Source organism: Xiashengella succiniciproducens, from assembly GCF_023674465.1.
GTDB classification, from domain to species: domain Bacteria; phylum Bacteroidota; class Bacteroidia; order Bacteroidales; family Marinilabiliaceae; genus Geofilum; species Geofilum succiniciproducens.
Map to the genome: position 1 here is coordinate 3,032,088 of NZ_CP098400.1, position 26,835 is coordinate 3,058,922.

23 protein-coding genes and 2 tRNA genes are annotated in these 26,835 nt (G+C 41.5%); 6 read left to right on the forward strand and 19 right to left on the reverse strand.

The features are described from left to right. Nucleotides 1–160 precede the first annotated feature (160 nt). The 3 genes from M9189_RS12565 to M9189_RS12575 form a co-directional block, all read right to left on the reverse strand. Nucleotides 161–847: an energy transducer TonB gene (locus M9189_RS12565; protein ID WP_250723722.1), complete on the reverse strand. Its 687-nt coding sequence runs from the start codon at nucleotides 845–847 to the stop codon at nucleotides 161–163. Nucleotides 848–940: 93 nt separating this feature from the next. Beyond that, complete coding sequence (locus M9189_RS12570) at nucleotides 941–1,642, reverse strand: energy transducer TonB (protein WP_250723724.1); 702 nt, start codon at nucleotides 1,640–1,642, stop codon at nucleotides 941–943. A 208-nt stretch (nucleotides 1,643–1,850) separates the two neighbouring features. Continuing rightward, complete coding sequence (locus tag M9189_RS12575; protein ID WP_250723726.1) at nucleotides 1,851–2,546, reverse strand: energy transducer TonB; 696 nt, start codon at nucleotides 2,544–2,546, stop codon at nucleotides 1,851–1,853. A 295-nt stretch (nucleotides 2,547–2,841) separates the two neighbouring features. Between M9189_RS12575 and M9189_RS12580 the strand changes: the two genes are divergently transcribed. The 4 genes from M9189_RS12580 to M9189_RS12595 all read left to right on the forward strand — a co-directional run bounded on the left by M9189_RS12580 (nucleotide 2,842) and on the right by M9189_RS12595 (nucleotide 8,419). Then, nucleotides 2,842–2,915 (forward strand) — tRNA-Ala (locus M9189_RS12580). 167 nt (nucleotides 2,916–3,082) lie between these two features. Beyond that, on the forward strand, nucleotides 3,083–4,150 hold the full coding sequence (locus M9189_RS12585; protein WP_250723728.1) for a lysylphosphatidylglycerol synthase transmembrane domain-containing protein: 1,068 nt from the start codon (nucleotides 3,083–3,085) through the stop codon (nucleotides 4,148–4,150). A 245-nt stretch (nucleotides 4,151–4,395) separates the two neighbouring features. Beyond that, a complete protein-coding gene (locus tag M9189_RS12590; protein WP_250723730.1) occupies nucleotides 4,396–5,274 on the forward strand; it encodes a substrate-binding domain-containing protein in 879 nt (292 codons plus the stop codon). Continuing rightward, on the forward strand, nucleotides 5,255–8,419 hold the full coding sequence (locus tag M9189_RS12595; protein ID WP_250723737.1) for a response regulator: 3,165 nt from the start codon (nucleotides 5,255–5,257) through the stop codon (nucleotides 8,417–8,419). Before M9189_RS12590 ends, M9189_RS12595 begins: the two co-directional genes overlap by 20 nt. Here the strand turns inward: M9189_RS12595 and M9189_RS12600 are convergent. Genes M9189_RS12600 through M9189_RS12615 form a run of 4 tightly spaced genes read right to left on the reverse strand, consistent with a single transcriptional unit; the run spans nucleotide 8,416 to nucleotide 14,428 of the window. Beyond that, complete coding sequence (locus M9189_RS12600; protein WP_250723739.1) at nucleotides 8,416–9,402, reverse strand: hypothetical protein; 987 nt, start codon at nucleotides 9,400–9,402, stop codon at nucleotides 8,416–8,418. The genes M9189_RS12595 and M9189_RS12600 overlap by 4 nt on opposite strands. 8 nt (nucleotides 9,403–9,410) lie before the next feature. After that, the gene (gene purD / locus M9189_RS12605) at nucleotides 9,411–10,685 is read right to left on the reverse strand and encodes a phosphoribosylamine--glycine ligase (protein ID WP_250723741.1); all 1,275 of its coding nucleotides are present in this window, start codon (nucleotides 10,683–10,685) and stop codon (nucleotides 9,411–9,413) included. A gap of 50 nt (nucleotides 10,686–10,735) precedes the next feature. Beyond that, nucleotides 10,736–11,353, reverse strand: coding sequence for a polysaccharide deacetylase family protein (locus M9189_RS12610; protein WP_250723743.1), 618 nt, complete (start codon nucleotides 11,351–11,353; stop codon nucleotides 10,736–10,738). After that, nucleotides 11,354–14,428, reverse strand: coding sequence for a DUF2723 domain-containing protein (locus tag M9189_RS12615; RefSeq protein ID WP_250723744.1), 3,075 nt, complete (start codon nucleotides 14,426–14,428; stop codon nucleotides 11,354–11,356). It abuts the gene before it with no gap. 273 nt (nucleotides 14,429–14,701) lie between these two features. On the opposite strand from M9189_RS12615, the gene M9189_RS12620 reads away from it, so the two are divergent. Continuing rightward, nucleotides 14,702–14,772 (forward strand) — tRNA-Gln (locus M9189_RS12620). Nucleotides 14,773–14,839: 67 nt separating this feature from the next. On the opposite strand, the gene M9189_RS12625 is transcribed toward M9189_RS12620, so the two are convergent. Together M9189_RS12625 and M9189_RS12630 are read right to left on the reverse strand one after the other, a co-directional pair. Further along, a complete protein-coding gene (locus M9189_RS12625) occupies nucleotides 14,840–15,448 on the reverse strand; it encodes a TlpA family protein disulfide reductase (protein WP_250723746.1) in 609 nt (202 codons plus the stop codon). A 1-nt stretch (nucleotide 15,449) separates the two neighbouring features. Beyond that, nucleotides 15,450–16,115 (reverse strand): hypothetical protein, encoded by a 666-nt coding sequence (locus M9189_RS12630; RefSeq protein WP_250723748.1) that lies wholly within the window; start codon nucleotides 16,113–16,115, stop codon nucleotides 15,450–15,452. A gap of 160 nt (nucleotides 16,116–16,275) precedes the next feature. Between M9189_RS12630 and M9189_RS12635 the strand changes: the two genes are divergently transcribed. Further along, nucleotides 16,276–16,710, forward strand: coding sequence for a hypothetical protein (locus M9189_RS12635; RefSeq protein ID WP_250723750.1), 435 nt, complete (start codon nucleotides 16,276–16,278; stop codon nucleotides 16,708–16,710). 30 nt (nucleotides 16,711–16,740) lie between these two features. On the opposite strand, the gene pyrH is transcribed toward M9189_RS12635, so the two are convergent. The 10 genes from pyrH to M9189_RS12685 form a co-directional block, all read right to left on the reverse strand. Beyond that, entirely contained in the window at nucleotides 16,741–17,448 is a 708-nt protein-coding gene (pyrH, locus tag M9189_RS12640) for a UMP kinase (RefSeq protein WP_250723751.1), read from the reverse strand. Nucleotides 17,449–17,750: 302 nt separating this feature from the next. Beyond that, nucleotides 17,751–18,578, reverse strand: coding sequence for a translation elongation factor Ts (gene tsf, locus M9189_RS12645; RefSeq protein ID WP_250723752.1), 828 nt, complete (start codon nucleotides 18,576–18,578; stop codon nucleotides 17,751–17,753). Nucleotides 18,579–18,662: 84 nt separating this feature from the next. Next, complete coding sequence (gene rpsB, locus M9189_RS12650; protein WP_250723754.1) at nucleotides 18,663–19,520, reverse strand: 30S ribosomal protein S2; 858 nt, start codon at nucleotides 19,518–19,520, stop codon at nucleotides 18,663–18,665. 103 nt (nucleotides 19,521–19,623) lie between these two features. Further along, nucleotides 19,624–20,010, reverse strand: a complete 387-nt coding sequence (gene rpsI / locus M9189_RS12655) for a 30S ribosomal protein S9 (protein ID WP_250723755.1) — start codon at nucleotides 20,008–20,010, stop codon at nucleotides 19,624–19,626. Between the two features lie 5 nt (nucleotides 20,011–20,015). Further along, a complete protein-coding gene (gene rplM, locus M9189_RS12660) occupies nucleotides 20,016–20,471 on the reverse strand; it encodes a 50S ribosomal protein L13 (protein WP_250723757.1) in 456 nt (151 codons plus the stop codon). Between the two features lie 307 nt (nucleotides 20,472–20,778). After that, complete coding sequence (locus tag M9189_RS12665) at nucleotides 20,779–21,876, reverse strand: hypothetical protein (RefSeq protein ID WP_250723759.1); 1,098 nt, start codon at nucleotides 21,874–21,876, stop codon at nucleotides 20,779–20,781. 7 nt (nucleotides 21,877–21,883) lie between these two features. Further along, a complete protein-coding gene (locus M9189_RS12670; RefSeq protein WP_250723761.1) occupies nucleotides 21,884–22,507 on the reverse strand; it encodes a cytidylate kinase-like family protein in 624 nt (207 codons plus the stop codon). Between the two features lie 23 nt (nucleotides 22,508–22,530). Beyond that, complete coding sequence (locus M9189_RS12675; RefSeq protein WP_250723763.1) at nucleotides 22,531–23,880, reverse strand: MATE family efflux transporter; 1,350 nt, start codon at nucleotides 23,878–23,880, stop codon at nucleotides 22,531–22,533. Between the two features lie 213 nt (nucleotides 23,881–24,093). After that, nucleotides 24,094–24,849, reverse strand: coding sequence for a succinate dehydrogenase/fumarate reductase iron-sulfur subunit (locus M9189_RS12680; protein WP_250723765.1), 756 nt, complete (start codon nucleotides 24,847–24,849; stop codon nucleotides 24,094–24,096). 38 nt (nucleotides 24,850–24,887) lie between these two features. Beyond that, nucleotides 24,888–26,828 (reverse strand): fumarate reductase/succinate dehydrogenase flavoprotein subunit, encoded by a 1,941-nt coding sequence (locus tag M9189_RS12685; RefSeq protein WP_250723766.1) that lies wholly within the window; start codon nucleotides 26,826–26,828, stop codon nucleotides 24,888–24,890. Between the last annotated feature and the right edge of the window lie 7 nt (nucleotides 26,829–26,835).

Here is a 26,835-nt window from a genome sequence, read left to right on the forward strand (position 1 = left end):
CTGTAAATCAGTTTGCCCAAAAATACTTCAAAAAATACGACTAGCCCTTTGTTTATGGTAATTATTGCAATATTAATACCATCAAAGCTTGTTTCAAAAAAGAACAGAAGGCTGTTCTTGTGTGAAACAGCCTTCTGTTTAGTTCTATTAAAAGAGCTTATTATTCAAGTTTGAAGTTGACCGGTAGAGTAATAGATACTTTAACTGCCTTGTTCCTTTGTTTACCTGGCTTCCAGTTAGGCATAGCCTGAACAACACGAAGCGCCTCACGGTCAAGATTAGGATCAACACCACGAATTACTCTGGGATTTGTCACTGCCCCTTTTTCATTTACTACAAATTCTACGTAAACGCGACCTTGAATTCCATTTTCCTTGGCCATCATAGGATATCTAATATTCTCAGCGATAAATCTCTGCATAGCTTCCTGTCCGCCAGGAAATTGAGGCATTTCCTCTGCAAACACAAAGATTTCATTGCTTTCATCCCTCTCTTCCTCAAGCGACTGATACACCTGGGTATAGTCAATTGCAGCTGACTGATCAAGTTCTGAATCAAAAATCTCAAGTTCATCATCCAGGTCCATATTATTCTCCACAATATTGAGAATATCTGCAGCAGCTGGTGGTGGCGGTGGAGGAGGCGGAGTGTCATCCTGACGGGTAATAGGTATAATCTCTTCCTCTACAGCAGCATCATTATCAGAAAGATTTATGTCTACGTTGTAATCGGACCATGTCCATTCAAAAGCAATAAGCACAATACTAAGAACCACAACAAGCCCGATCTGAGTAAAAACCGCTTTCTTGCCTTCAAGGTTTGCTTTTGGTGATTTCTTAACTTCCATATAAAAAAGTAAAATTTAAAAATAAAAACAGCTCATCAAAACAAAAGAGGCTGTCCTATCGACAGCCCATTTTGTCAATAATTTCAATTTGGGTTACCTTTGTTGAAGGACAAAGTTAACAGGAATAATAAATGCCACCTTGACATACATATTCCTTTGTTTTCCGGGCTTCCATCTGGGCATTGACTGAACTACACGCAATGCTTCACGATCTAGGTGTGGATCAACCCCACGGAATAACTCAACATTTGTAACCTCACCCTTCTCATTTACAACAAACTGAACATACACCTTTCCATAAATACCGTTTTCCTCAGCAATTATTGGATACCTGATGTTGTCAGCTATGTACTTGTAAAGAGCCTGTTCACCACCAGGAAACTCAGGCATTTGCTCTACAATCCTAAAAATCTCATCACTTTCTTCTCTGGCATCTTCAACTGCAGGCTGATAAATCTGTGTAAAATCAACAGCTGCATCTTCAGAAAACTCAGAGGTCAGAATTTCGAAATCTTCATCAATGTCAACGAGATCGTCAACTATGTTAAGCACATCCAGTGCCCTTGGCATTTCAGGAGTTGGAGGAGGAGTATTATCTTCCTGGCGGGTTATTGGGACAATCTCTTCTTCAACCTGAACCAAATTGTCATTCGCTTTGACGTTTACATTGACATCTGTCCATGTCCATTCAAAGGCAACAAGCACCAAAGAAAGGACAACTATAAGGCCGATCTCAGTAAAGACTGGTTTCCGCTTTTCCAGATCAGCTTCCGGTGATTTCTTTACTTCTATCATGACGCTCAAACTTTATAGGGTTAACTCCTGATCAAACAGGAACCATACAAACAATTGGGTCTTGATACTTGTATTAATATACGAAATCTAAACCGAAAAGTAAACAAAAACTGAACAAAAAAATCAACTTTTTGTTCGAATCCCTGCACAAAAAGGGGCTGACCCTTAAGGCAGCCCCTTTTTAGTATCTAAAACCTGGGAATCAGGTCTATCGTTGCCTTAGTACAAAGTTAACCGGAAGCACACATGATACCCTTACAGGAACATTCCTTTGCTTTCCAGGCTTCCATTTTGGCATAGCCTGAATCACACGAAGAGCCTCACGGTCAAGGTGAGTGTCAACACCACGCATTACAGTAGCATTGGTTACTTCACCCTTTTGATTTACAACGAAGCTGACAAATACACGACCTTGAATACCGTTTTCCTCAGCAATAACGGGATAACTAATGTTCTCAGCAAGGTATTTCTGAAGAGCCTCTTGTCCACCTGGAAACTCAGGCATCTCCTCAACAATCATAAAAATCTCACCTTCATTATCACGTTCTTCCGGAGTATTATCATACACTTGAGTGAAGTCGATCATTGCAGATTCATCCAACTCAGAGTCGAAGATTTCCAGCTCAACATCAATATCAGCATCGTCTTCTACAATGTTAAGAACATCTGTAACTGCCGGTGGTGGCGGTGGCGGTGGCGGTGTCTCATCCTGACGGGTAATAGGAATTATTTCTTCCTCAACTGTAACCTCGTCAGTAGTCTGTTCCAGGTCGACATTTACGTCGGTCCATGTCCATTCAAATGCAACAAGAACCAATGACAGAACAACAACAAGCCCAATCTGTGTAAAGATAGGCTTCTTGCTCTCCAAATTGGCTTTTGGCGACTTCTTAAGCTCTAGCATAATAAAATGGTAATTTGTTTATACACAATAACAATACCGGATCTCTCCTAATTCTCCCAAAAATCCCTCTATGTAAAGAGAGCATAAAATTAAACTTTATGCTTACATATTACAAGCAATTGAACCTAAAATTAGATTCAGGCCTGTTTTTTAAAATTAATTAACTAGTGTAAATGTTACCTTAATCAGCAGCTACTATTACTACATTAGCAAAACAACAGCCTGTATAAAATAAATTCGACAGAATATTTTGCTACTTATCACGAAAAAAATATATTTGCAAGCGCAAAAACATGGGGGCATAGCTCAGTTGGCTAGAGCGTTTGGCTGGCAGCCAAAAGGTCAGGGGTTCGACTCCCCTTGTCTCCACAAAATCAAGAGGCAAAATAAAGATTAAAGCCCGTCAGTACGACGGGCTTTTTCGTTTTGCACAAACAATTACTACACAGAATTTGTTAAGGAATAACACTGCAGATACAACGGGATACCATCTCTTGTAGTCTACAAATTGTTTTCCGCTACAAGAACACCAGAAGATGACTGATAACTCAGCAAAGATCCTAAAAAGCATAAATCCAGTACGTATTATCCTGCCAGTTGCAATAGGAATTGCTGTTACCGCTTATCTGATGTACAGGGAGTACGAACCCGGATCACTTAACCTACTGACTTTCAGTATTCAAACAGCTTTTTGGCTTTTTGTTTCAATACTTCTGATGGCTACACGCGACTTTGGTTATATGCTCCGCTTGCGCATACTGAGTGAAAAAAGCCTAAGCTGGAAGAAGGTCTTTAACATCATTATGTTATGGGAGTTCACTTCAGCTATCACTCCATCTGCTGTCGGGGGAACCAGCGTAGCTGTATTCTTCATAAACAAGGAAGGAATCAGATTGGGAAAAAGTACGGCAATAGTATTACTAACTTCCTTTCTTGATGAATTATACTTTATTCTGTCTTTCCCTGCATTAATTATTATCGCAGGAGGGCTTACCCTATTCTCCATCAGTCCTGAAGCCACAGCCCTGACTTGGTACAAGAATCCGTTTATCCTGTTTGCCTTGCTCGGTTACAGCATCAAACTAATCTACATTCTAGCATTATCGTACGGGCTTTTTGTGAATCCCAGAGGACTGAAATTACTGCTGTTGTGGATATTTAAGCTATCCTTCATACGAAAATGGAGGCCACAGGCAAATGAATCAGGTTCAGAACTGATTCAGGCATCAAATGAGTTCAAACATTGGCCAATCAAGAAATGGATCAGAGCATTCATGGCAACAGCTGTCAGTTGGACAGCCCGCTATTGGCTGGTCAATACAATAATCATTGCATTTTTTGGACTCCGCATCCTTGATCCTGAAGGTCACTTCCTTGTCTTTGGGAAACAACTTGTAATATGGATTATGATGCTTGTAAGTCCTACTCCCGGAGGAAGCGGATTTGCCGAATATGCTTTTCACGGTTTTCTTGGTTATTTAATTCCCGCCGGGACAGGTATTGCAATGGCTTTTATTTGGAGACTTATAAGCTACTATTCCTATCTTATTATTGGAGTATTTATTCTGCCCAAGTGGATTAAGAAGCACATTACCAAACAATAAATTCGATAATTTTTGACAAATAATCGGTTTTTGGTGATAAAACAGAGGCATTTTGTTTCCCCTTTGCCTAATTTGCATAAGACAATGTATTCAAGGCAAGTATCCGGTCACTAAAATCTCTTTCGTCATAATACGATTTTGGGTCTTTGAAACGTTAATAGTTTCAGAAGATGTGTGCTGACAATGCTTTTTACCATTTGACCGGATATGTTGCGTGTTAAACTTTTTGAGGATTTGGGGAAACTATGGATAAAGCTCTTAGATGCATTATATCTAAGTTGTTTGCCGGACTGATCATTACGGTATTGATTTTTTGCATTCATGCCTGCGGGACAAAAAACAAGGAATCCGACAGACAGGCTCAGGAAACCAGAGTTCCTGAGCTGGTATTATATTGTGAGAATGGGGTATCAGCTCCTTTGGATTCGATTTGCAAACAATTTGAAAGGATGTACAAATGCCGTATCACAATACAAAACGGCAACATCAGAAACCTTGTGAGCATAATAGCAGACACTCAAACCGGCGACCTGTTTATCCCGGACATAAGATCAGGATTTGACATCCTTAGGGAGATACAACCAAACATAATTGGGGATTCTTTATACATAGGGACCAATACCTTGGTCTTTATCGTTCCCAAAGGCAATCCCGAAGGATTCAATGGAGATATTATCTCTATGCAAGATGAGAAATATGCAGTTATTATAGCAAACCCGGAAACCAGTTCGCTTGGTTCAGTCACAAGACAGATACTAAGTACTGCAGGAGTTTATTCTGAAGTGCTAAACAACAGCATAGCCTTATCTGTTGATAACAGAGGAATAATTAGAAGGATTCATAACGGAGAGGCAAGCCTGGGTCTGGATTGGATTTCAAGCTTTTACTATAACGGGAACATTGGAAAAGTTGACACTGTACATCTGAGCATTCCTGATACTAGATACGATGTATATGCATCAGTACTTAAAACATCTAGGTACCCCGGACTTGCTCATACTTTTTTGTCTATGCTAAACTCTCCTGTTGGAGCCGACATTTTCAGATTACATGGAATTTACAGAAAAAGTCAACTTGAATTACAAAGCAACTTAATACCTGAAGATGGTAAAAGCAGGAATTAGAACGAGACTTGCATCAAGCAGGAGGCTCTATAAGCTAAAGTACAGGGACAGTCTGTTGCCGTTCATTAAGGAACCTGTAATCAATAAGCTGTTCTGGTTACTTGGTATCTTTCTGTTTACCATTTTCATGATTCTTTTTATAGAAAACTACTTTGACAAAAACTACACGCTGCGGTATCAGCAAATGATACGCAATCAGGAACAAAAACAGAAACTAGACTTCATACTTAAGGAACAGCTACTCAACACCCAGATTGCGTTTACTACATACCTGTCAGCGACACATCCACAACAATTAGCAAACATACATACTCAGATAGGTCAAAAGATAGAAGAATGTCTCGACATCTTAAGAATTCTGGATCAGGGAGGGATGTATGAGTACCACAATTCTGCCAATCTGGCCTCAGCAGATGAAATAATCGAGATGATAGTATATGAAGCCGACTGGTACACTGGCACTATTAGCGAGGTGAGACAACTATACCCGGCAATTAGTGACCTTCAGTCACTTTCCTCACGTATTAATGCAACTATTAAGGCAGCATCCGACAGTGCAGTAAACGGCAGAGATCAGATTAATGAAACTCTTGCCTTTTATATGAAGCAGGTCGATGGGATCTTCAACCGTATCTTCGAGATAGAAAGGAAAATTTCTTTTGACATTCAGAAAAATGTACTGTCTGTTAGTGAGACTAGTGTTAAAGTGCTGAAGCGATACAACAGACTTAAATACATAAGCCTTATCCTCTTCACATTTTTCGCAGGTGGTATCACCTACATAGTTATTATTCAGATTTCAAAGGTCATCCTCAACAGGCAAAAGGCTGAGCTCAACAGCAAGAAGTTGCTAATGGCTGTAGAACAAAGCCCTGTGGCTATAATGATTACCAATACCAGAGGTGTAACTGAATACGTCAATGAAAGTTATGTCTTAAAAACCGGATATGTCAAAGAAGAAGTTATTGGTACACGACCATACTTCTTCAGCAACAATGGGATCTACGACTTTTCTGAAATAGTCATGGCCACTATTCAGGTAGGTAACACATGGAGCGGCGAAATTGAAACACGTAACAAGGCTGGATTGACATACTGGGAAAGAGTCCAGATCTCTCCGGTGTTTAATGAATCAAATACAATATCCAACTTTATTATTATCAGGGAGGATATCACAGAAAAACGATTGCTGACAGAGTCTCTCAATGAATCCATTGAAAATCTGAAGAATATAACTGAGAATTTACCTGTAGGTATAATGGTAGTCGATGATAAGCAGAGAGTTATAGAGATAAACCAGACAGCTGCCAAAACAATGGGTTTTGACAGTATAGATGATGCCCGCCATTACATTAACACTCATTCATACAGCCAGTTTTTCGAGGTGAATTCTGAAAATCATTATCATCAGATTAACTCGGGTCTGAACGTTCAAACCCGTGAAGAACGTCTTTCAGTCCCAGAAAACAATGTTTCCCGCACTGTACTCAAGAATATTATTCCAATTAAGCTAAACAACGAGTCAGTTAGACTTGAAGCCTTTATGGATATTACAGCTCAAAAGGAACTACAACAGAAGGAAGCTGAAGCCAACAAGGCTAAATCTGAGTTCCTGGCCAATATGAGCCATGAGATTCGTACCCCAATGAATGGTATTGTAGGTGCTACCGAGCTGTTGGCAAATACAGATCTTGAGAAGGAGCAACGAAATATACTGTCTGTGATATCCAAATCATGCGATAATTTGATCTCAATCATCAATGATATCCTTGATTTCTCAAAGATAGAAGCCGGTAAGATGAAGATTGAGAATCTGCCTTTCAATATCCACGATACTGTTGAGTTCCTGCTTGACCAGATTTCTTTCAAAGCAAATGAAAAGGGCCTCGAGATCAACGTCGACCTTGATGAAGATATCCCTTCAATCCTTATAGGCGATGAGGGACGCCTTGTCCAGGTACTCACCAATCTCTTGGGCAACTCTGTAAAGTTTACAGACCAGGGTGAAGTAATTCTCTCTGTCGGCATAGTATCACGTAAAGGTGATGATATAAGCCTCCATTTCAAGGTTCAGGATTCGGGAATAGGAATACCTCCGGAAAAAATAGAAAAAGTATTTGACTCCTTTACCCAGCTCGACGGATCAACCACCAGGAAATATGGAGGAACCGGACTTGGTACCAGCATCTCCAAGATGCTGGTCGAACTTATGCATGGAAAAATATGGATAGAGAGTCCAAATCCTGTCCATGCATCATCCAAAACAAACCCAGGTAGTGTGTTCCACTTTATACTGCCTTTCAAAACAGCTATTAACATTCCTATTATCAATTCATATAAGGATAGGTTCAGCGGACTTAATGTATTAGTTGTTGATGATCACGAAACCAATATTCAGCTGTTAAATAAGACCCTCACAATTTGGGGAATGAATGTAACTACCGCTGCAACTGTCAATGATGGTGTCCAGATTATCAAAAGGTACCCTAATTTTCACATGCTGATAGCAGATAATCACCTGCTAAGAGATATTGAGAACAAATTTATCCAGGAGGTAAAGGAATTATCTCCCGCTATTAAGGCTTTGCTTCTGGTAGCCAACCCTAAAACCATCACCCCTCATAATTTTAAAGGATTTGATAAGATATTGCACAAACCTGTAAAGCATTCCACGCTTTATGCTGCAACTGCAGAGCTTTTCGATAAAGGAACAGATCAACAGGAAGATAAAAGTGTAGAATCTGAGCCTGAAGATGTAAATACAGATCTGGGCAGGAAGCAAATCCTTCTTGTTGAGGACAACCCGATAAACCAGAAGATTGCAGAAAAAATGCTTTTAAGGTTGGACTACCATGTTACTATTGTGTCCAACGGAAGAGAAGCTGTTGATGTTATGGACAATAAAGGTAGTGAGTTCAGCCTTATACTAATGGATGTTCAGATGCCGGAACTTAATGGCCTGGATGCAACAAAGGAGCTTAGATCTAAAGGCTTTAAATTGCCCGTGATTGCTATGACTGCAAATGCCCTAAAGGGTGACAGGGAAATTTGCATTGAAGCTGGCATGAATGATTATATTGGAAAACCTGTACGCTTTGAGACTCTGGAAAGTATAGTAAGCAAATGGATCAAGAAACAGAGCTAGTAAAGAAAAAACTGTCCAGCTACAGTGACCAGAATAAAAAAGAGGAATACAATTTCTCTTACCTTGTTACGCTGAATTACTTCAAACCATTTCGTGACAACCACCGCAAGTGCACTTACCGATAGAGGCATAAGTTCCATTGAAAAAAACGGACTCATTACAGCAGCAGCATTAATAAGTATAATCCATATAAAGATCCTGAAATAACGCCTTACGATTATTTTCTGAACATTCATCTGCCTTATGCATACCAGAATGGAAATGGTGGTTATCAATATCAGAAATGCCATATAAATCCTGGAGTAGAAGGTATGACTATATTGTCCGGGATTCGCAACCAGGTTTTCTATCAATATCTCATAAAAGGCAGCTCCTTTGTCAATGAAAAGATAATAGGCAAAACTCATTGCAAAAGGGAAAAGAAGTCCCATCAAAGATGCAGCTAGTGCCCTGAATGAATATAGTCGTAATACTCCCATTGCAAGAATATACAAGGGGAAAAAGAATAACCCTTTGGCATATAATAACGAACCAAGACCTAGCAATAATCCCGCATCAAAACACTTCACAGAAGGATTACGCCTATCAACTGCGCCAAACAGGATGTCCAGTCCAAGGACAAAAAACACAACAAATATCCAAACAGGACTAAGTTTTTGTACTGATAGGAAAGCTGAGCTAAGCATTGCATATATCAACAGTACTATAAGGCTCTGCCGCTGTAGCAATGCATACCTAGCTGCCATTCTATTAAGAAACAACCCAGTAAGAAAAACAAGCCCCAGCGATGACAATGCTGCAGTAAAAGCCGAGTAACCAAACAGGGGGCTAACAACAGCATCCCAAAGCGGCATTGATGGATTATCAATGGCAGTAAAGTGCGTAATATCAACCACAAAATATCTCAGCCATAAAAACACCACACCAACGGAAGTAAGTAGGGCTGCATTTATCGAGTTATTATGTAGAGATTTAAACAGCATTGTTGTAACTAATCTAAAAGGTCAAAACCAATATCTCTCCTGTAGTACTTGTTTTCATAATTAATCAGGGACGCATTTTTACGGGACAGTTCAGAAGCCTCGACAATATCATCCCCAAAAGAAGTAACTGCCATCAGACGTCCTCCATCAGTCAGTATTGAGCTACCTGAAAGCTTTGTACCTGCATGGAATACCAGACTACCATCCACCTTGTCAAGTCCTGTAATCTCAAATCCCTTTTCAAAATGTCCGGGATAACCACCCGAGACCATAACTATAGTTACTGCTGTGCGATAATCATGCTCTGCCACAAGGCCTCCCAGTTTACCCTCAGCAGTTGCCTGAAGGAGCTCAACAAGATCATTCATGAGACGAGGCATCACCACCTCGGTTTCGGGATCTCCCATCCTTACATTGTATTCTATTACATATGGCTCATCACCGACTTTTATAAGCCCGAAAAAGATAAACCCTTTATAATACAGCCCTTCTTTCTTTATTCCTTCAATAGTGGGTTTGATAATTTTCTCCTCTACTTTTAACTTAAACTCATCAGTTGCAAAAGGAACAGGAGATACAGCTCCCATTCCGCCTGTATTAAGGCCCTGATCTCCCTCGCCAACCCTTTTATAATCCTTTGCTTCAGGAAGCAGGAAATAATCTTTCCCATCTGTCAGGACAAACATAGAGAGTTCGATCCCACTAAGGAATTCTTCAATTACCACCTTGTTACCAGCGGCACCAAACTTACCCCCGAGAATCCTGTTAAGTTCCTCACAGGCCTCATCATAATCATTTATTATTAGTACACCCTTACCTGCTGCAAGACCATCTGCCTTCAGTACATAAGGCGCCGACAAAGAAGCCATAAAGATCCTACCTTCTGCTACAGTATCGGGTGTCACAGTAAGATAACGGGCAGTAGGTATATTGTACTTCTGCATAAACTGCTTGGCAAAGTCCTTGCTACCTTCAAGTGCAGCAGCTTTAGAGTCAGGCCCAATAATCTTGATCCCGGATAGAGATGGTTCTGATTTGAAATAATCAACAATTCCCCTTACTAGTGGTTCTTCCGGACCAACTATAACAAGCTTAATATCATTCTTAAGGACAGCATACCTGATAGCATCAAAATCATTTGCTGAAATGGAAAGATTCTCACCAATAGCTGCAGTTCCGGCATTTCCAGGAGCGAAGAAAAGTTTGTCAGTCAAAGGACTACGTTTTAAATGCCAGCCAAATGCATGTTCGCGACCGCCTGAACCTACTATAAGAATATTCATCAGTTAAAAGATTTATGTTGTCCTTAATGGTTTATTAATAATTAAATTCCTTAAAGTAATTCGAAAGAATAGCCCTCACTTATCAGATAATCCAGTGCTTTTGGCAGAGCTTTTTCAAGTCTGGGCCAGGCCTTAAGTGAGTCATGAAAGACAATCACAGATCCTGGTCTTACAAACTTAACAACTCGTTTAACAATATCCTCCGCATCCAAATCTTTCCTGTAATCTTCAGTGATTAGGTCCCACATCACAATCTTCTCAAACTTCTTCTTTAACCGTGGCAGATACCATGGATACAACTGTCCATGAGGGGGTCTGAAAAACTTTGAATCCACAAGTTTCTGGGCTCTGTCAATGTCTTCAAAGTATTTGCCCTTACCCATAGAGAAGGCCCTGGAATGAGAATAGGTGTGGTTTCCTGTCTGCATTCCATGCTCAGCAAGCATGGAATATACCTCAGGATGTTTTTCAACATTTTCACCAACACAGAAAAAAGTAGCTTTCGCACCCCTACTGCCAAGTATTTCCAGTACTGCCGGAGTTACTTCAGGTATAGGGCCGTCGTCAAAGGTTAAGTAAACGCAGCTCCGGCATTTTTCACCACGCCAGATCACACCTCTATATAGCAACCTAAACCACCAGGGTGGTCTTATCTTAGACTTATTCACCTACTTACGCAAAAATGATAATCCACTGAACACTGCCTCATAGCCTAAGCCAAGCTCATTCCTCAGTTCCTCCCTATTATAGCTCTCAAGCATATCTAGGATATTGGCATAAATAGCCAAACCTAACTGAAAATCGTCTGAATCATTGACCTGGAATGATCTGCCTAAGGCAGCGAAGAACCTAAGCTCCTGCAGATTCTCTTCGGCAAGTTCCCTCATTACCTGATCTCCTTTTTCAGGTTCTCCTGCTTTGTAATAGTTTTCAGCGATAAACAATGAGAAGAAATTATGAGGAACCCTGTCATGAGGCATAATAGCAACAGTTTTGTCAAGTACTTCAACTGCCTTTGCAGTATCACCCTCACTTAAGAGTGCACTTGCAAGTCTTGTCAAATTATTGCGCAAATTCAATCCCATCCTTCTGTGGTTCTCATCCAGATATACCCTTGGATCATCCCAGCCAGTAAAGATGTATTTGTTCATTACATTGTCATACATCTTTTGTGTATCAACCCTGCCATACTGTCCGTCCCTTGATTGGGCATCTATCGGCACTATCTGATATCCAAAACCTTCAAGCTGGAAGTATCTTTCAAGTCCAACATAATTGTCACTGCCTACAGTAACAGCGTAATATATTGGTCTGTTAAAATCATTCGTAGCAAGCATATCAAGAACCATCACTTCATTCTTGAGCAACCGCTCCTTATTCAGAGTTATCCTGATTTCTGGTTTAATCAGGCTTGTATAGCGGCTGCTTACCATTCCGCTTTCAGCAACTCTTGCGGAGTCAACTTTCATTACAAACTTCTTGGCAGGCAGGTGATCAACCAGGCCATAGTTAGGAATGTTCTTGGTACGTGGATCGTCGCTAGCAAGGAACTTTAGAGCTTCCTTTAAGTCAGTATCACCCTGAACCCTATCCAGTAAGTAAACTACATCTCTTTTGCCCTGCACATACTGCTTCCTTTCCATAGAAATCGGCAATGGCTCAGATTTATATGCAGGTCGCTTCATCTGGTCAATGTACCAGTCAGTCTGCAGATAGCTGAGGTTGCAAACCCTAACATCAGTCCTAACTCCTTCAACTTCCTGAGCATACCAGAGAGGGAAGGTGTCATTATCCCCATTAGTAAATATCACACCGTTTTCTCCAACAGTATTTAAATAGTTGTAGGCAAAGTCACGTGCAATTGTACGGTGAGACCTGTCATGATCATCCCAGTTTTCTGCAGCCATAATTCCGGGAACAATCAGGGCTACTAAAGATACTGCTGATGCTGTTACAACGCCAGGTACTTTATTGTTTTTGAGTATGTCAATAAGCTGGAGGACTCCTAGTCCAATCCATATAGAGAAGGCATAAAAAGAACCTGCATAAGCATAATCCCTTTCACGCGGTTGAAGTGGAGTCTGATTCAGATATATCACAATAGCCAGTCCTGTAAAGAAGAACAGCAACATAACAACCGAGAAGTCTCTCTTGCCCCTAGTTCCAGCACCCACCTGATAGAATAAGCCTATCAGTCCCAACAATAGGGGAAGCATATAGTACTTATTTCGTCCGGGATTATTCTTATAGGAGTCAGGTAGGAGATCCTGATCTCCATAGAGCAAATTGTCTATAAAAGGAATACCAGATATCCAGTTACCCTTATGAATCTCACCATGACCCTGTATATCGTTTTGCCTACCAGCAAAATTCCACATAAAGTACCTCAGGTACATATGACCAACCTGATAGCTAATAAAGAATCTCAGGTTTTCTATAAAGGTAGGCAATTCTACAGCCTCTCTCTTACCTGATGCATCAGTTACAATAATTGTCTTCCCTTTTACCCTACCCCAGGCTTTATACTCATTTATATGTGAGGGATCACTGCTGTACATCCGGGGGAATAAGGTTGTAGTGCGTTCATTAAACTTGTAATCCGGCCTGTGGTCGACAATATCATACTTTCCATCTCCTTTCACATAGACCGGCTTACCCTTATCAGCCTTAATTGCATCCCAATCTAGTGGAGAACTATAGTATTGGCCAGAAATCAAAGGTTTGTTACCGTATTGCTCCCTGTTAAGATACCCCATCAGAGAAAAGACATCCTCAGGGGAGTTCTGGTCCATAGTCGGATTAGCATGGGATCTGATAACGATAGTAGCATATGAGGAATAACCCAATATTATCACTGCAAAAGCAGTAATTATGGTATTAGCAACTGGTAATTCCCTTACGTAGGTTATATAGATTCCAAAGATAACAGCAGCAATGAGTAATAAAGCAAAAAATGCCACTCCACTGTTGAAGGGCAGACCAAAGCTATTTACAAATATCAACTCAAACTTGGAAGCAATGTTTACAATCATTGGGATTACGCCATACAACACGACTCCAAGAATTACAAATGATAAAAGTAAGGCTTTGAAAGCCCCATTAAGTGACACGTCATACTTTCTGAAGTAGTATACCATTACAATTGCAGGTATTGTCAACAGGTTCAATAAGTGAACACCTATAGACAACCCCATCAGATATGCAATAAGTATTAACCAGCGGTTGGAATGAGGTTCATCAGCCACATTTTCCCACTTGAGAATACACCAGAAGACAACAGCAGTAAATAATGAAGAAAGTGCATAGACTTCACCCTCAACAGCTGAAAACCAGAATGTATCAGAAAATGTATAGACCATAGCCCCTACAAATCCAGCACCCATCACAGCAATAATCCTCCATGGTTCGGCATTCTCAACTGCATCAATAAACACCTTACGTGCAAGATGTGTGATAGTCCAGAACAGGAACATGATTGTAAATGCACTGGCAAGAGCTGACATAACATTCATTGTAAGTGCAACCCTGGATGGATCGCCTGCAAACAAAGTAAAGAAACGACCCAGTAACATAAAGAAGGGTGCACCCGGGGGATGTCCGACAAGTAGCTTATATGCTGAGGAGATAAACTCACCGCAATCCCAAAAACTGGTAGTTGGTTCAATGGTCAGGATGTATACAACTGCCGAAACCACAAAGGCGAGCCATCCAAACAGATTATTCAAACGATTATAATGCTGCATAACTGAAAGTTTACAAATTCGATAAACTAAAACCGCATGTCTGCCAAAAATACAATATTCTTATAAAAGATGAGGGCTAAACAACCATGAATAAGCCATTCAGGGCAAATAAGCTCAGTAGGGATCTAAAATAAAACCACATTTTCAGGCTGTATCACAGTCAGATAAAACAAAATTAGCCTGATGAAAGCATTTTTAGCAGATTTTTTTTTGAAAGATTTGGTAAAACCATCTATATTTGCATCGCTTTTGACAAAACAAAAGCGGACAAATTGTCCTGTGGTGTAATGGTAGCACAGATGGTTTTGGTCCATCTAGTCAGGGTTCGAATCCTTGCGGGACAACAAAGAGGCTGACTCAGCAGAGTCAGCCTCTTTTTGCATTTATAAATTGCGATAATTTCAGGAAATCTCAAATTTCACTTAGTAACCTGTCAATTATTTTATAGGCATTCCTAGAATCCCAACGGGCAGCTCCTGTCTTGTACATCACAAGGTTTCCACCTTTACTTATCAGTATTGTAGTAGGGATAGTAGAGGTAATCAAGGCTTCCGGGATTTCCCCGGCAGTAGTATATACCGGGAAGTCGTAGGAATTCTTTTCCAAATATTTCGCTGCATCTATGTGTGATTCTGTAGAAATAAAAATGAAGTTGACGGAGTCCTTATATTTGTCGTAAAGATTACTAATAGAGGGCATCTCAGCTACACAGGGAGGGCACCAACTTGCCCAGTAATTAATAAAGATTGGTTTTCCACGAAAATCTGACAAGGTCACAAGTCGCCCTTCTCTATCCTGCAACTTCATGTCCCAATCATCCTTACCTAGTATAAATGTGTTTGATGATTCCCGGGGGGCTAACAAGGTCTGTCTCACAACAAAGGATGAAATACTCTTCCTGCTCTGGGGTATAAGCATGCCTACAATAAGCACCAGAAAAATAAAATCAAACAGGATACTCCACCAGCGCTTCCTTTTTCTGTACTTATTCCATCGCTCTTTTAGTATGCCCTTTTTCATCTTACTCAGCCTTAAAAATTACCAACCATCTGGGCAATGACAGAGATCTGAATCTCTCTCCAGTCGTTGTTTCAATCGAGGCCCCTACCCTCTTATAATGCTCCAATCCTGCGACCTTATCCCAGAATTGTTCCACGTCAATCAGCATTATATGTGAGCTTCCGGAAGGAAGTGTAAGAGGGAAGTATTCATTTCGAAGAACGAAATTTCTGATTTTTGCCCCCTTCTTAAAAAACACATGAGGGGCATTAAAAGTTTTGCTCTGAGGAGTATTGTTAAAGAACGATATCCTCATCAGAAGTCGTCCTGTTTTCCGACTCCTGCGCAGGGATGCTTTGAAGTGCACCACCTGAGGCATAAGGTAGGCAAACCAGCCCTTTTTAAAGCCAAACTTCACAAATAAAATCAGGGCCATTGCCAGTACCAGGATCCTGATAAAGGAACTATCATCAGAACGACTTTTTGTCTCTTTATACTTTTCGATTTCCTCGAGACTCAAAGGCCGATATTGACTATCCTCAGTAACTACAGTACCGGCAGGTTCCTTCTTTTCCGAATCAGTATCAGTGGTCAGGACTCTATTACAAAGTACCAATAAAAAAAGGCCAGCAAACAGGACAAGAACAAAATTCCTGTTCTTGTGCCAGAACTCCATTGCTCTGCTCATATCTCGGATTGAATTGTAAACTGCTGCCTCTATTTTCTCAGGCAAGGGCTTTACCCCAATTCAAAAATACATTTCTTTTTCAGTTCTCAAACCCCGTCTGATTCAATATTTTTAACTCAAAATAAGGAGGAGCCTCCCTAAAAGGATGTAACTTTGCAGTATGTGGTTGACTATATTAATCATTCTCGCAGTTGGGATACTCGCCTATACATGGAGTAAGGCATCAGCATCATCAAAGGAGGGAAGCACTACCGGCGCTACCGCAGTTGCTAGCGACGATAGCGAAGGCTGTTGTGGAGCACATGAGGTATGCGATAAAGATAGTCTGCTTGCAACTTCTGCGACTGTCGTTTATTATGATGATGAGGAACTTGACAAGTATGCAGGTATGAGGCCTGAAGATTACCGAAAAGACCAGATCGATGAATTCAAGGAGATACTCTATACCATGCGCGATGAAGATGTTGCAGGCTGGCTACGTAGTCTGCAGGTGAGAAACATCAACCTGCCATACGAAGTACGCGAAGAAGCCCTTATGATAGTTGCCGATATCAGGGATATCATCAGAGGGGATAGAAAAATGGCAGGAGTCTGATTCAGAAACCTGCCATAATTATTTAATTTATCAGGTGTGCACAAGGGTCCCTATTTTATCACCAGAGAGCACTTTCTTCAGGTTTCCCTTTACATCCATATTAAACACAAGTACAGGCAGTTTATTCTCCTTACACATAGCTGTTGCAGTAAGATCCATAATTTTGAGCCCCCTTGTATATACTTCGTCAAATGATATTTTGTCAAACCTTGTGGCTGTAGGATCTTTTTCCGGATCAGCAGTATAGACACCGTCAACTCTGGTCCCTTTCAGCATAACATCAGCTTCAATCTCTATCCCTCTGAGAGCAGAACCTGTATCCGTGGTAAAATAAGGATTACCTGTACCTCCGGCCAATATTACCACCTCACCGGCATTTAGAGCCTCCATAGCTCTTGGCTTTGAATAATATTCCCCGACAGGCTCCATACGAATGGCTGTCAAGACACGGGCTTTAGTGCCAATCGCATTCAATGCAGAGGCCAGAGCCAGTGCATTAATAACTGTGGCCAACATGCCCATCTGGTCACCCTTGTATCGGTCGAAGCCCTTTGAAGCCCCACTCAGGCCTCTAAAGATGTTTCCCCCTCCGATCACTATACCGATCTGAACCCCCATAGCAGCAATCTCAGCCACCTGCTCAGCATAATCATTTAGCCTTTGGGCATCAATTCCGTAGCCTTGTTCACCCATGAGCGATTCACCGCTCAACTTCAAAAGTATCCTCTTGTATTGCATGTTATCTTGTTATAGTTAGCTTCTCTTATTCAAAAATAGCCCGTTTTTCGGAGAATATATATCTCCTGCTGATTCATTTTACATAGACCGGTAAACATAGCAAGTAAAGAACCGTATCTAACTAGTATAAACTTGTCTTTCTACAAGAATAGTAAAAATACAAGCCAAGTTCAAGCATCTAAGAACCCGGTTCAAGCATATTCCATTCCAAACCATTAACTAGTGTTGCGTTCCTCGGGTTATAAAACAAAAAGAGGTTGTCCAATTAAGGGCAACCTCTTTTATTTAATTCCTTATCAGAATTAGTTATTCAGAGAATAACGTCTGAATTCAGTTACTGTAAGCTCCTTGTCAGCCTTTTGGATATATTCTTTAACGCTGATCTTTCCGTCTTTAACGAAGATTTGCTCAAGCAAAGTGCTTTCCTTGAAGAACTTGCTAAGACGACCAAGAGCAATTTTTTCAACCATCTCTTCGGGCTTACCTTCAAGACGGGTTTGTTCCTTGGCAATTTCAAGTTCCTTGTCGATAACTGACTGAGGTACTGAGTCACGATTCGCTGAAACCGGATTCATGGCAGCAACCTGCATAGCTACGTCACGACCAACCTGAACTTCAACACCACCTTTGTTAAATCCAACTAAGGTAGCAAGTTTGTTACCTGGGTGAATATAAGCTACAACACTTTCAGCCTTGATAACATCATAGTAGGGTAAATCAAGCTTTTCACCGATAACACCAATTTGATGTGTAATAACATCCTTAACAGCTATGCCGTCAAGAGTAAGACCCATTACATCTTCAACATTTGCAGCGTTGCTGCTAAGTGCAAGATCAAGGATTGATTGTGCCAGAGCAATAAAGCTTTCATTCTTTGCAACAAAGTCAGTTTCGCAATTCAAAACCAGAATTGCACCCTTCTTTCCGTCAGCAGTTACCCTGCTAAGGACAACACCTTCAGAAGCATCGCGGTCTGAACGCTTGTTGGCAATAGCCTGTCCTTTTTTGCGAATGATATCGATTGCTGCATCGAAATCGCCGTTGGCTTCGGTGAGGGCCTTTTTGCAGTCCATCATACCTGCGCCGGTCATTTTCCTGAGTTTGCTTACGTCTGCTGCTGTAATAGCCATAATATCTCCTTTTTAAGATGATAAGTTTGGGGAGGTGACTCCCCAAACTTTTATTTTTAAGTAAATAGTAGAATCACAAAGAGTTTATTCCTGATCCGCGGCATCAATATCGTCAGCCTTATCTTCAGCTTCGATTTCTACGGCCTCATCAGCTTCTTCCTCTTCCTTGCGACCTTTTACTCTGGCTTTAGATTCGCCTTTTCTACCTCCCTTAGAGCTCTTATCCTTAGCAGGAGCTTCATTTTCCTTGTCAGCTTTGCGCTCGGCAAGACCTTCCTTGATGGCATCAACCATTGCTCCAACGATTAGTTCGATAGAGTTGGAAGCATCATCATTAGCAGGAATCACGAAGTCTACGTTACCTGGATCTGAGTTTGTATCAACCATTGCGAAAACAGGGATACCCAAACGGATAGCTTCTTTAACTGCAATGTGTTCTTTCATTACATCCACTACAAACATAGCAGCTGGAAGTCTGTTAAGCTCAGCAATACTACCAAGGTTCTTTTCCAGCTTAGCACGTTGACGTGAAATTTGAAGCTTCTCCCTCTTTGAAAGGCTGGTCCAGCTTGTATCAGTCATCATTCTGTCGATAGAAGTCATCTTCTTGACTGCCTTGCGGATAGTTGGGAAGTTGGTAAGCATACCACCCGGCCAACGTTCAACAACATAAGGCATATTGACAGAACCAACTTTATTGGCAATTATTTCCTTAGCCTGTTTCTTAGTGGCTACGAACAAAATTTTACGTCCCGATTTTGCAATTTGTTTTAGCGCTGCAGCAGCTTCGTCAATCTTTGCAGCTGTCTTGTGCAGGTCAATAATATGGATACCGTTGCGCTCCATAAATATGTAAGGAGCCATTGCTGGGTTCCACTTTCTTGTAAGGTGGCCGAAATGTACTCCGGCATCAAGTAATTCTTGAAATCCTATTTTTGGCATTGTTTTTTAATTAAGTCGTTTACATTCTTTTAATCAGGCAACCGATAAGTAGTCCCATATAAGAAATCTCACCGGTTTAGATACTAAACGCACCTGTGCCGTATTATCTCTTGCTGAACTGGAATCTCTTACGAGCCTTCGGACGACCCGGCTTCTTCCTTTCAACCACTCTTGAGTCACGGGTAAGAAACCCTTTGGCACGAAGAGATGGTTTAACTTCGGCATTGATCTTTACAAGTGCACGTGCAATAGCTAAACGAAGTGCTTCGGCCTGACCCTTGACGCCTCCTCCATCAAGGTTTGCCTTGATATCATAGTTACCGGCTACACCAAGTAGTTCCAAAGGTTGTTTAACTATAAATTGCAGTGTTTGGTCAGGAAAATATTCTTCCAGTCCACGCTTGTTTATTCTGATATCTCCCTTGCCTTCACTTAGATAAATGCGGGCTACGGCAGTCTTTCTTCTTCCAATGGCATTAATTACTTCCATAACAATCATTTAATAGTGTTCAAATCAATAGCCCTTGGTTGCTGAGCCTCATGCTTATGCTCAGGGCCGGAATAAACAAATAGATTAGACAAAACCTTCCTGCCCAATTTGCTCTTGGGCAACATTCCCTTTACAGTGCGCAGAACCAGTTGCTCCGGACTCTTAGCAAAAAGCATAGCAGGAGTTACTTCCCTTTGTCCACCGGGATAACCGCTATGGTAGAAAAATACTCTGTCGCTCCATTTCTTGCCTGTAAGTTTTACCTTGTCGGCGTTGATAATGATAACGTTGTCGCCACAATCCAGGTTGGGCGTATAATTGGGCTTATGTTTCCCTCTCAGGATATTAGCCACCTTTGTTCCGAGTCTGCCAAGTACCTGGTCAGTCGCATCAACTACAAGCCATTCCTTCTGAATACTTGCCTTTGTTGCAGATTCGGTCTTAAAACTTAAGGTATCCACTTTCTCTTTTCAATTTTAGATTCGACCTACTTATAATTAAAACAATTGCAATCAGTGTAAACCATATCTCCCTCCCCGCACAACAGTCGGGCACTGCTGTTCGAGCTGGTGAAAACTCCTGAGATACAGTCCACTTACACTTGTGTATGGATAATAATCGGCCGCAAAATTAGCACTAATTTTTTTAACTGCCAATGCATTAAGCAATAAATTGATGAATCAAATCCAAATAGTTATGCATTGCCAACCATGCCAATGCATCCCATCCAGGCTTATCAGAATCCAGCTTAATATTATGTTTAGGCAGTTATAATGCGAAGCTTATATGTAAACCCCAGCCATAGTCGAATTGACTACGTCTGGTGTCGTAGTAGGAATCCAGCAATAGTGAAAAGACAGCCCTTTCTGTTACGAATCTGCTCCACATTAACTGAGACCGAAGCATCTCACGCTTGCTCAAATCAAGGTAGGGTTTATAATCTGATGCCGAACCAAACATTGGGTTACCTTGAGTTGAAATAAAGTCCTTTCCACTCCAGTATGCAACCAGGAACTCGAACGAACCGGCTCCAAGGTTAACGCCTCCAAAAAAGCCATTGCCTTTGTTGATTCCCATAGAATTCTCTTCTTTCAGATCTTTATATATAAGATAGTGAACAAACAACTCAAGATAATCAAGCCTTCCATTCAAGTCCTTGCCGGCTTCTATGCCACCAAGCAGGTTGATAATGCTGGCTCCCTTTTCTGAGAAATCACTTATCTGACCGCCCCTATGAAAAGCCGTCATCTGAAGTGGGACATCAATATTCCACCCGCTTTCACTTTTTAAAAGGGTAGGTCTTAGATTTGCTCCTGCCGTGAATATCTCAGGTATTGTATCACCCTTTCTGATAAACTGATCCCAGCTTATCCAGGCACTTCCTTTGAAGGAGCCTCCCAGATAGCGCAACTGAAACCCGTTGTTAACAGGATCCCTGTAATTATCTTCTTTATAAACAAGAATGTCTGAAAGGTCATAATCAGTATTGGCATCAATCCCACCCATCGTAAGCTCCAGTTTCTCATTAAACCTAATGGTTGCCGCCAATACCGGATAGAACTCAGCATCTTCATCCATGCCGTAATACTTTAAAATATTGAAACCGGCTTTAAGGCTAAAATAATCAGACAGATTGTACTTTGCATAAGGCTCAACATAATGTCCAGGCATCGTGTAGCCTTCTACTATGTCTCCGAAATACTCATTGTTTATAAAAAACATTGAACCGTTTACGCCAAAGTATAGCCTTCCAATATCATTCTTCTCTCTACCTGGAGCCAAAGGATGCCATAGATCCGACCATGCCATTAGGTCGGATACACAAAGAGCAAGTGTCAGGGTAATAATCGCTAAAGCTTTCTTCATTCTTCTATTATTTCAATCCGAAACGATCTACGGCAAGTTGGTAAATAAGTTCTGCAGATTTTTCAATTCCAAACTCGGAAGTGTTAATACACAGGTTATATGATGAAGCATGCCCCCACTCCTTGTTGCTGAAATAGTTGTAGTAAGACCTCCTCTTTTTGTCCGATCTGGCTACCCACTCCCTAGCTTTATTCTCATTTATATCCATATACTCAGACATCCTTTTGATCCTATCGGGCAAATATGCTGTCACAAATACACTCATCAACCCCGGATGATCATTCAATACATAATCTGCACAGCGTCCCAGAAATATTGCCGATTCCTGCTCTGCAATCTTCCTTATTACATCACTCTGGATTTTAAAGAAGGTTTCGTTACTCAGATAGTAACCTGAATACATATCATCAGTAACGTTGTCCTGCATACCAAACCAGCTGCCAAAAATGCTGAAGCTGGCCTTTTCATCAAATTTCTCAAAGAACTCTCTGTTGAGCCCGCTCTCTCTGGACGCAATATTCAGCAAATTCTTATCATAGACCTTGTAACCCAGCTTCTCTGAAAGACGGGCGGCAATCAATCTCCCACCACTGCCTGGCTCACGACCTATTGTTATAATATTTGTTGACATGATATATACTTTTTGCTAGGGAACTAATTATACTTCTTCGATTTACGGAACTGAATTATAAGAAAGGTCAGTGCAACACTGAAAGATAAAAGGTCTGCAGTTCGCATACTAAACCACACACCATTAACCCCGTAAATATTTGGAAGAATGATCATCAATGGCAACAGGAATAACACCTGGCGAGTAAGCGAAAGGAAAATTGCCGGACCTGACTTTCCGATACTCTGAAAGAGATTGGATACCACCATCTGGATGCTTATAAGGGGAAAGAAAGTCAACACTATTAAAAGTCCTGAGGAAGCCAGCCCAATGAGTTCTTCGTCATTTGTAAACAATTCTGCAATCTGTCTTGGGAAGGCCTTTCCAATAATATAGCCAAGCGCCAGAACACAGAAAGCCAGTAAAAGTGTCCTTCCAAATGCACTCTTAACCCTACCGATATTACCCGCACCATAATTGTAACCAACAATAGGCTGCATTCCCTGGTTAAGTCCCATAACAATCATGGCAAATAGCATTACGAAACGATTAATAATTCCATAAGCACCGATTGCCATATCACCACCATTGACAGCCAGCTGCCTGTTGACAAAGATCACGACAAGTGATGCTGCGGCATTCATCAGAAACGGTGAAAGACCTATAACAAGAGAGGTCTCAACAATCTTCTTCTTAAGCCTGAATGTATCCCTCTGCAGGTGTATAAATTCCCTTTTATCACTGAAGATGGCTATCTGCCAGATTAGCATCAATATCTGCGAAATAACAGTAGCAAGTGCTGCACCCTTGATTCCCCATTTAAAAACAAAGATAAAGAGAGCCGTCAGACCTATATTGATAATCACTGAGCAGATAGTAGTCAGCATTGATATCTTTGGCTTTCCCGTTGCCCTCAAAAGAGCATTCAGCCCAAGGAACATATGAGTGAAAATATTACCCAGCGAGATTATAACCATATAATCTCGGGCATAGGGAAGGGAAGCATCGCTGGCCCCAAAGAAATGCAGAATGGGATTCATAAAAAGTAGAATCGCCACAGTATAGGCTATACCAATTATCAGATTTAGCACAAATACGTTTCCAAGTATGGAGTTGGCCGAGTCATAGTCTTTCTGACCAAGCCGCAACGACATAAGGGTAGAGGCTCCAACACCAACCAGGGAACCGAAAGCAGCACCAAGGTTCATCAAAGGGAAGGTCACCGCGAGACCGGCAATTGCCAATGCGCCTACTCCTTTACCAATGAAAATACTACCAGTAATATTGTAAAGGGAAGTGGATGTCATCGCAATAACCGATGGTACCGCATATTGAATCAGCAGGGGCCAGATATTCTTAGTGCCAAGCTCGACGGGACTGGAATTATTTGACATATAACAGATTTACTGCTTAAAACTTCCGCAAAAGTAGAACTAATAACTCGTATTGGTACTAATAACAAATATCCAAAAAATATTCACTATTGACTCAATTATTTAAAATCAAGCGATATACGGCCGTGTTAAATATGACTGCCTGAAGTTAAAAAACAATTCCCCGGCAGCTAGAGCTGCCGGGGAATCATTGATATTGGTATTTCAGCGTTGTTAATCTTTGATCTTGGCTGAAAGATATTCTCGGTTGAGACGGGCGATATTGGCAATTGAAATACCCTTGGGACATTCAACCTCGCAGGCACCAGTATTAGTACAGTTACCGAAACCAAGTTCGTCCATACGGGCAACCATAGCCTTAGCCCTTCTAGCGGCCTCTACCCTACCTTGTGGCAGCAAAGCAAGCTGGCTTACCTTGGCTGATACAAACAACATGGCGGAACCGTTCTTACAGGCAGCTACACAAGCACCACAACCAATGCATGATGCAGCATCCATTGCTTCATCAGCAGCATCTTTGGGAATCGGTATTGCATTTGCATCAGGTACACCACCGGTACTTACAGAAACGTATCCACCTGCCATAATGATCTTGTCAAATGCAGAACGGTCTACGATAAGATCCTTAATTACAGGGAATGCAGCTGAACGCCAAGGTTCAATAGTAATTACATCACCATCCTTGAACTTACGCATGTGCAACTGGCAGGTAGTAACACCTTCATCAGGTCCGTGTGGGTGACCATTGATATATAGTGAGCACATACCACAGATACCCTCACGGCAATCGTGGTCAAATGCTACTGGTTCCTTTCCTTCATTGATAAGCTGTTCATTCAGGATGTCCATCATTTCAAGGAAGGAGCTGTCTGTTGATATGTTTGACAACTTAAAGGTTTCGAAATGCCCTTTCTCACGGGCATTCTTTTGCCTCCAGACTTTAAGCGTGATATTTATCATTTTTTCCATAATCGATACTCCAGTTAAAATTGAACTTGCTTACCGTACTATTTGTAGTTACGTTGAGCCACCTTGATTTCTTCATACTTAAGCTCTTCCTTGTGCATTTCTGGCTCTTGGTTGTCACCCTTGAATTCCCAGCATGACACATAGGCAAACTTATCATCATGTCTCAAAGCCTCACCGTCTTCGGTTTGGTGCTCTTCACGGAAGTGGCCACCACAAGACTCTTCTCGTTTCAGTGCATCCAATGCCATCAACTCGCCGATTTCAATGAAGTCAGCAAGGCGGTTGGCCTTTTCAAGTTCAATATTCATTCCGTCGTTAGATCCCGGGATACGAACATTAGTCCAGAATTCCTTCTTAATCTCCCTAATCCTTTCAAGAGCCTTCTTAAGACCTTCCTCATTGCGGGCCATACCTACGAAGTCCCACATTACAAGACCCAGCTCCTTGTGAATACTATCGACAGAACGCTTACCATTTACAGAAAGCAGCTTTGTAAGTCTTTCAGCAGACTCTTTCTCTGCTTCAACAAACTCATTTTCATTGGTGGTCATGCGAGGAATGCGGATTTGGTCAGCCAGATAGTTCTGTACTGTATAAGGCAGTACGAAGTATCCGTCAGCCAGACCCTGCATCAAGGCTGATGCTCCAAGACGGTTTGCACCGTGATCAGAGAAATTGGCCTCACCTGCGCAGAACAGACCAGGTATAGTTGTTTGCAGTTCATAGTCAACCCAGATACCACCCATTGTGTAGTGAATAGCTGGATAGATCATCATTGGGGTTTCATATGGATTGTCGTCAACAATCTTTTCATACATCTGGAAGAGGTTACCATATCTTGCACGGATTGCATCGATACCTAGACGTTCGATAGATTCTTTGAAGTCAAGATATACCGCCAGACCTGTTGCACCCACACCGTAACCGGCATCACAACGCTCCTTAGCTGCACGTGATGCAACGTCACGTGGAACAAGGTTACCGAATGCAGGGTAACGGCGTTCCAGATAGTAATCACGATCTTCTTCGGCTATTTCGGTAGGCTTCAGTTTACCTGCACGGATAGCTTCAGCATCTTCTTTTTTCTTGGGAACCCAGATACGTCCGTCATTACGAAGTGATTCAGACATAAGGGTAAGCTTGCTTTGGAACTCACCATGTACTGGAATACATGTGGGGTGAATCTGAGCAAAGCAGGGGTTTGCAAATAGAGCACCCTTCTGATATGCACGAAGGGCTGCAGAACCATTAGAACCAATTGCATTTGTTGACAGGAAGAATGTATTACCGTAACCACCTGTAGCAAGGACTACCGCATGACCAAAGTGACGTTGCAGTTTACCAGTTACAAGGTCGCGGCTAATAATACCCCTTGCCCTACCGTCAACGATAACTATGTTGACAAGTTCGTTACGTGTGTAAAGGGTTACTTTTTTTAGCTCTACCTGCCTCATCAGTGCCTGATATGCACCCAACAGAAGCTGCTGACCAGTCTGTCCCTTTGCATAGAAGGTACGGCTTACCTGAGCACCACCGAAAGAACGGTTATCAAGCAGACCACCATATTCACGTGCGAAAGGTACACCTTGCGCAACGCACTGGTCTATTATTGAGTTACTTACCTCGGCAAGACGATATACGTTTGCCTCACGTGCACGGTAGTCACCACCCTTGATTGTATCGTAGAAAAGTCTCCTTACGGAGTCTCCGTCATTGGGATAGTTCTTTGCAGCGTTGATACCACCCTGAGCAGCAATTGAGTGAGCGCGGCGAGGAGAATCCTGGATAGTAAACACTTTTACATTGAATCCCATTTCAGCAAATGAAGCTGCTGCTGAAGCACCTGCCAGTCCGGTACCAACAACAATGATATCCAGCTTCCTCTTATTGGCAGGGTTAACAAGTTTTTGACTTGCCTTATAGTTGGTCCATTTCAGAGCCAATGGCCCTTCTGGTATTTTAGCATCTAACTTTACCATAATCAGC

Coding starts and splice junctions, on each gene's coding strand:
- M9189_RS12565 (WP_250723722.1), bottom strand. CDS start 847: ATGGAAGTTAAGAAATCACCAAAAGCAAACCTTGAAGGCAAGAAAGCG.
- M9189_RS12570 (WP_250723724.1), bottom strand. CDS start 1,642: ATGATAGAAGTAAAGAAATCACCGGAAGCTGATCTGGAAAAGCGGAAA.
- M9189_RS12575 (WP_250723726.1), bottom strand. CDS start 2,546: ATGCTAGAGCTTAAGAAGTCGCCAAAAGCCAATTTGGAGAGCAAGAAG.
- M9189_RS12585 (WP_250723728.1), top strand. CDS start 3,083: ATGACTGATAACTCAGCAAAGATCCTAAAAAGCATAAATCCAGTACGT.
- M9189_RS12590 (WP_250723730.1), top strand. CDS start 4,396: ATGGATAAAGCTCTTAGATGCATTATATCTAAGTTGTTTGCCGGACTG.
- M9189_RS12595 (WP_250723737.1), top strand. CDS start 5,255: ATGGTAAAAGCAGGAATTAGAACGAGACTTGCATCAAGCAGGAGGCTC.
- M9189_RS12600 (WP_250723739.1), bottom strand. CDS start 9,402: ATGCTGTTTAAATCTCTACATAATAACTCGATAAATGCAGCCCTACTT.
- purD (WP_250723741.1), bottom strand. CDS start 10,685: ATGAATATTCTTATAGTAGGTTCAGGCGGTCGCGAACATGCATTTGGC.
- M9189_RS12615 (WP_250723744.1), bottom strand. CDS start 14,428: ATGCAGCATTATAATCGTTTGAATAATCTGTTTGGATGGCTCGCCTTT.
- M9189_RS12625 (WP_250723746.1), bottom strand. CDS start 15,448: ATGAAAAAGGGCATACTAAAAGAGCGATGGAATAAGTACAGAAAAAGG.
- M9189_RS12630 (WP_250723748.1), bottom strand. CDS start 16,115: ATGAGCAGAGCAATGGAGTTCTGGCACAAGAACAGGAATTTTGTTCTT.
- M9189_RS12635 (WP_250723750.1), top strand. CDS start 16,276: ATGTGGTTGACTATATTAATCATTCTCGCAGTTGGGATACTCGCCTAT.
- pyrH (WP_250723751.1), bottom strand. CDS start 17,448: ATGCAATACAAGAGGATACTTTTGAAGTTGAGCGGTGAATCGCTCATG.
- tsf (WP_250723752.1), bottom strand. CDS start 18,578: ATGGCTATTACAGCAGCAGACGTAAGCAAACTCAGGAAAATGACCGGC.
- rpsB (WP_250723754.1), bottom strand. CDS start 19,520: ATGCCAAAAATAGGATTTCAAGAATTACTTGATGCCGGAGTACATTTC.
- rpsI (WP_250723755.1), bottom strand. CDS start 20,010: ATGGAAGTAATTAATGCCATTGGAAGAAGAAAGACTGCCGTAGCCCGC.
- M9189_RS12665 (WP_250723759.1), bottom strand. CDS start 21,876: ATGAAGAAAGCTTTAGCGATTATTACCCTGACACTTGCTCTTTGTGTA.
- M9189_RS12670 (WP_250723761.1), bottom strand. CDS start 22,507: ATGTCAACAAATATTATAACAATAGGTCGTGAGCCAGGCAGTGGTGGG.
- M9189_RS12675 (WP_250723763.1), bottom strand. CDS start 23,880: ATGTCAAATAATTCCAGTCCCGTCGAGCTTGGCACTAAGAATATCTGG.
- M9189_RS12680 (WP_250723765.1), bottom strand. CDS start 24,849: ATGGAAAAAATGATAAATATCACGCTTAAAGTCTGGAGGCAAAAGAAT.
- M9189_RS12685 (WP_250723766.1), bottom strand. CDS start 26,828: ATGGTAAAGTTAGATGCTAAAATACCAGAAGGGCCATTGGCTCTGAAA.